This window comes from Klebsiella sp. 4_1_44FAA, assembly GCF_000238715.1.
Lineage (GTDB): Bacteria > Pseudomonadota > Gammaproteobacteria > Enterobacterales > Enterobacteriaceae > Klebsiella > Klebsiella pneumoniae.
On sequence record NZ_JH414798.1, the window covers coordinates 842,294 to 846,567 of the forward strand.

Sequence of the window (4,274 nt, forward strand, 5' to 3'; positions counted from 1 at the left end):
TTTTCTCAAAAATATGAAAGCCTGCGGCGTCCGGTGCCAGGCCGATATGAACATAGGGTCCCGCCGTCTGCGAGGCGGTTTCAGGCAGATACTCTTTCATCGGGCGGCCCCCTGAGTGCGATTTTCAAACAGCGTGGCGCGGTGGCCGCGCAGAACAAGGTCGAAGCGGTAGGCCAGACAATCCAGCGGTACGGCGGCGTGCATGTCCAGCTCGGCGATCAGCGTGCGCACGGCGTCGTCATTCTTAATAGTCCTGACGATCGGGCACTGCTTAATCAGCGGGTCGCCTTCAAAATACATCTGGGTGATCAGGCGCTGGGCCCAGGCGTCGCCCGAGAGAGAAAAATGGATATGCGCCGGACGCCAGTCGCTGGCCTGGTTGCGCCAGGGGTAGGGGCCGGGTTTGATGGTGCGAAAACAGTAATAGCCGTTTTCATCGGTAAGCACCCGGCCGCAGCCGCCAAAGTTCGGGTCAATCGGCGCCAGATACTGATCTTTTTTATGCCGGTAGCGACCGCCAGCATTGGCTTGCCAGACTTCCACCAGCGTATTTTTCATCGGTCGGCCGAATCCATCGCGCACGTAACCGTGGACGATGATCCGCTCGCCGATCGGCAGGCCTTCTTTGGCATAGTTCAGGATTAGGTCATTATCCAGAGGGCCCAGGTCGTCGCGGCTAAATACCGGGCCGGTGATCTCTGACAGCGAGTTCTGCAGAGAGATGAGGGCGTTTTTTGGCGAGCGCAGGACGCTGGTTTTATAGCCCGGCGCGTAAGCGGGCGGGTGGCTACTGTAATCGCGATGGACAACCTCACGTGGGGACCATTTGTCGTTCATAGGGTACTCCGTGTAGACGGTAGAGGGGCATATTGTTGTAATGTCGCCAGAAGCAGTGTGTGTAAATGCATTGTTAATTTAAAGTGAAATTACCGGCTGTTTTTCATAACTATGGGTTATGTTTTGCGCAATGACCTGGGCCGGCGGCAGGTTATCGCCATCACAGTTTGTAAATTCTTCCCCCCGCCGCGAGGCAGCTTTCCTACACTCCAGGAAGTATTCACTGGAGGTAACACATCATGGCGAACACCATCACGGCTGATGAGATTCGGGAGCACTTTTCACAGGCCATGTCGGCCATGTACCAGCAGGAAGTTCCGCAGTACGGAACGCTGCTGGAGCTGGTGGCTGACGTCAACCTGGCGGTACTGGAAAATAATCCGCAGCTGCATGAACAGCTCGCTAACGCTGACGAGCTGGCGCGCTTAAACGTGGAGCGCCACGGCGCGATTCGCGTGGGCACAGCGGAAGAACTGGCGACGCTCCGTCGCATGTTTGCCATCATGGGGATGTATCCCGTTAGCTATTACGATCTCTCGCAGGCCGGCGTGCCGGTCCACTCCACGGCGTTTCGTCCCATCGACGATGCCGCGCTGGCGCGCAATCCATTTCGGATTTTCACCTCGCTGCTGCGCCTGGAGCTGATTGAAAATCGCGCCCTGCGCGAGCGGGCCGAGGCGATCCTCGCGCGGCGCAAAATCTTCACCCCCCGCTGCCTGGCGCTGATTGCGCAGTATGAAGCAGAGGGCGAATTCACCTCTGCCGACGCGCGCGAGTTTGTCCAGGAGGCGCTGGAGACGTTCCGCTGGCACCGGCAAGCCACCGTCGATGAGGAGACTTACCATGCTCTGCATCGCGAGCACCGCCTGATTGCCGATGTGGTCTGTTTCCCGGGGTGTCATATCAACCATCTCACGCCGCGGACGCTGGATATTGACCGCGTCCAGTCCCTGATGCCGGAGTGCGGTATTGAACCCAAAGCGTTGATTGAAGGGCCACCGCGCCGGGAGGTCCCGATCCTCCTGCGGCAGACCAGCTTTAAGGCGCTTGAGGAGCCGGTGATGTTCGCCGGAGAACACCGAGGCACCCATAGCGCCCGCTTTGGCGAAATTGAGCAGCGGGGCGTGGCGCTGACGCCGAAAGGGCGCGCGCTATACGATCGGCTGCTGCAGGCGGCAGGAACCGGGAAAGACAATCTCAGCCACCAGCAGCATCTACAGGAGGTGTTTAGCGAATTTCCCGACAGCGAATTTCTGCTCCGTCAGCAGGGGCTGGCCTGGTTTCGCTACCGCCTGACGCCCACGGGTGAGGCACATCGCCAGGCGTTTCGCCCGGGCGACGATCCGCAGCCGCTGATTGAGCGCGGGTGGGTGGTCGCCCAGCCGATTATTTATGAAGACTTTTTACCGGTCAGCGCGGCGGGCATTTTTCAGTCCAATCTGGGCAACGAGACCCAGGCGCGCAGCCACGGGAACGCCAGTCGCGAGGCGTTTGAGGCAGCTCTGGGCTGCCCGGTGCAGGATGAGTTTGAACTATACCGACAGGCGGAGGAGCGCAGCAAACGACGTTGCGGTCTGCTGTAAAATCAGTACCCTGCTGGCATCAGCCTTACAGGGAGCAGGTTATGCAACATCCGTCGAAACCGTTGGCGAAAACCCGTCAGGGAACGCTTGCCGGGAGCGCAGAACAGGGGATTCATATCTGGCGCGGCATTCCGTACGCCGCGCCGCCCGTGGGCCCGCTGCGCTGGCGCGCGCCGCAGCCAGCCGCCCGCTGGCAGGGGGTACGTCCAGCCGAGACCTTTTCCGCCGCCAGCTGGCAGGACATTGACTACTGCCGCGAGCTCGGCGGCGGCGATCCTGGCGCCTTCAGCGAAGACTGCTTATATCTCAACGTCTGGGCCCCGGCCAGCGCAGCGCAGCCGCTGCCGGTGATGGTCTGGCTGCACGGCGGCGGGTTTACCATCGGCGCCGGCAGCCTGCCGCCTTACGATGGCAAAGCGCTTGCCAGCCGCGACGTGGTGGTGGTGACAGTTAACTACCGGCTGGGCCATCTCGGTTTTTTCGCCCATCCGGCGCTGGAAGAAGAGGCGGGCGAACGTCTCTATAATTTCGCGTTGCTCGATCAGATTGCCGCTCTGCAGTGGGTTCAGGAGAATATCCACGCCTTCGGCGGGGATGCCGCCAACGTCACGCTGTTTGGCGAATCCGCCGGGGCGCGCAGCGTGCTGTCGCTAATGGCCTCCCCGAAAGCGAAAGGGCTGTTTCATAAAGCGATTATTCAGAGCGGGTATACGCTACCCGATCTGCCGCGGGAAAAAGCACTGGAAAAAGGGCGCCTGCTGGCGGAACACTTCGCCTTACCGCAAGGCAGCGCTGAGGAATTGCGGGCGATCCCCGCGGAGGCCTTCTTGTCGCTCACCGCGCCGCTGAATACCGGGCCAGCGCCTATTGCCGGAGACGCGGTGCTGCCGCAGCCGATGCTGGAGACCTTCTTTGCCGGCCGCCAGCATCCGATACCGGTGATGATCGGCTCCAATAGCGATGAAGCCAGCGTGATGGCCGTGTTCGGCGTCGATATTGCCGGGCAGATCCAGAAGCTGCGCCGAGAGCGCCGTCTGGGGCTGGGGCTGATCAAACTCCTCTATCCCGGCGTGAAGGGCGATGAAGCGCTGGGGCGGGAAGTATGCCGCGACATGGCCTTCACCACCCTTGGTTATGTAGTGATGCAGGCGCAACAGCGCGTGGGTCAGCCGTGCTGGCGCTACTGGTTTGATTATGTCGCGGAAGCGGAGCATGACGCCTACCCGCATGGGGCCTGGCATGGCAACGAGGTGCCCTACGTGTTTGATAACCTGCGGTTGACCGATCCGGTGCGGCAGTACGCCAGCGAAGCGGATCTGGCCTTCGCCGCTCAGGTCGCTGACTACTGGGCGCAGTTTGCCCGCCTCGCCAGCGGCGAGCAGACGCTTTCCGGCGCGGTGCGCTGGCCGGCGTGCCTGCGCGGGCGGGATCGCCTGTTGCGCATTGGCTTGCATAAGCGCGGCGGGTTTAAAGTGGAGAACCGCTTTATGCGCGCCAGACTGGCGCTGTTTCGCCGGGTGATGAAGCATCACGTGACGCTGGAATAAATCCCATAATGCGCAACTGTCGCCACCGACCGGTGGCGACGTTATCTCACATGACCACCACCGGCTTGATCACCTTGCCGGACGCCGAGTCGGCGAAGGCCTGGTTGATATCGGCCAACGGATAGCGGGCGATAAGCTTATCGATAGGGAATTTTCCCTGTTTATAGAGTTGCACCAACAGCGGAATAAACAGCGCCGGCACGGCGTCGCCTTCAATCACCCCGACCAGCGATTTTCCCTCCGCCATCAGGTCGTTCTGCACGTTAAGGGTGATATCTCCGGTAAAGCCCAACAATCGACCACCGTT

Annotated in this window: 3 protein-coding genes and 2 pseudogenes; 2 read left to right on the forward strand and 3 right to left on the reverse strand. The window is 60.8% G+C overall.

Translation table 11 applies throughout. The features are described 5' to 3' along the window. A pseudogene (locus HMPREF1024_RS30455) lies at nucleotides 1–100 on the reverse strand (protocatechuate 3,4-dioxygenase subunit alpha); the annotation flags it as partial. Continuing rightward, nucleotides 97–837 carry a protocatechuate 3,4-dioxygenase subunit beta gene (pcaH, locus tag HMPREF1024_RS21570; protein WP_004214973.1) on the reverse strand — a complete coding sequence of 247 codons (741 nt, stop codon included), beginning with the start codon at nucleotides 835–837 and terminating at the stop codon, nucleotides 97–99. The gene pcaH and the pseudogene HMPREF1024_RS30455, both read right to left, overlap by 4 nt. Before the next feature lie 239 nt (nucleotides 838–1,076). Between pcaH and HMPREF1024_RS21565 the strand changes: the two genes are divergently transcribed. Then, on the forward strand, nucleotides 1,077–2,420 hold the full coding sequence (locus tag HMPREF1024_RS21565; RefSeq protein WP_002907549.1) for a VOC family protein: 1,344 nt from the start codon (nucleotides 1,077–1,079) through the stop codon (nucleotides 2,418–2,420). 41 nt (nucleotides 2,421–2,461) lie between these two features. Then, the gene (locus HMPREF1024_RS21560) at nucleotides 2,462–3,967 is read left to right on the forward strand and encodes a carboxylesterase/lipase family protein (protein ID WP_009307729.1); all 1,506 of its coding nucleotides are present in this window, start codon (nucleotides 2,462–2,464) and stop codon (nucleotides 3,965–3,967) included. A 46-nt stretch (nucleotides 3,968–4,013) separates the two neighbouring features. On the opposite strand, the pseudogene HMPREF1024_RS31650 reads toward HMPREF1024_RS21560, so the two are convergent. Further along, a pseudogene (locus tag HMPREF1024_RS31650) lies at nucleotides 4,014–4,274 on the reverse strand (NAD(P)-dependent alcohol dehydrogenase); the annotation flags it as partial.

Excerpts from the sequence above, each read along its gene's own strand:
- pcaH (WP_004214973.1), bottom strand. The coding sequence starts at position 837 with ATGAACGACAAATGGTCCCCACGTGAGGTTGTCCATCGCGATTACAGT.
- HMPREF1024_RS21565 (WP_002907549.1), top strand. The coding sequence starts at position 1,077 with ATGGCGAACACCATCACGGCTGATGAGATTCGGGAGCACTTTTCACAG.
- HMPREF1024_RS21560 (WP_009307729.1), top strand. The coding sequence starts at position 2,462 with ATGCAACATCCGTCGAAACCGTTGGCGAAAACCCGTCAGGGAACGCTT.